Raw genomic sequence first — 523 nt, 5'->3', positions numbered from 1 at the left:
CCTGATCGGCACCTGCGGCTTCAACGCGGTGGTCGTCCAGCGCGGGCGGCGCGGCGAGATCGCCTACGACCTGTCGCGGGCGCACTGGGGGCGGGGCGTGATGGCCGAGGTGCTGCCCAGGATGGTCGCCTTCGGTTTCGAGGCGCTGGCGTTGCGCCGCCTGGAGGCGATGGTCACGCCCGGCAACGCCCGCTCCTGCGACCTGCTCGAACGCCACGGCTTCCAGCGCGAGGGCGTGCTGCGCGACTACGCCCTCTGGAAAGGCGCCTATTGCGACCAGATCGTCTATGGGCGGGTGAACGACGCGGTTGACTGAACGGCCGGTCGCGATCACTTTCCGCGCCGACCAGACGGCCGGGCGGTCGCGGCGCTCGCTTGCGGGCGTCGAGGAAAGTCCGGGCTCCACGGTGAAAAGGCGGCGGGTAACGCCCGCCGGGAGCGATCCCAGGGATAGCGCCACAGAAAGCAAACCGCCGGCCGTTCGCGGCCGGGAAGGGTGAAAGGGTGGGGTAAGAGCCCACCG

Annotated in this window: 1 protein-coding gene and 1 other RNA gene; both read left to right on the top strand. The window is 70.7% G+C overall.

Features of this window, described 5'->3' with window-relative positions; genetic code table 11:
* On the top strand, nucleotides 1–316 hold a 316-nt coding region (locus tag D1614_RS28860), incomplete at its 5' end, for a GNAT family N-acetyltransferase (RefSeq protein ID WP_147384420.1).
* Between the two features lie 30 nt (nucleotides 317–346).
* Nucleotides 347–523: RNase P RNA component class A (gene rnpB / locus D1614_RS28855), an RNA gene on the top strand; the annotation flags it as partial.

This window comes from Maribellus luteus, assembly GCF_003576475.1.
Lineage (GTDB): Bacteria > Bacteroidota > Bacteroidia > Bacteroidales > Prolixibacteraceae > Draconibacterium > Draconibacterium luteum.
This window is presented reverse-complemented; position numbering and strand designations above follow the sequence as displayed.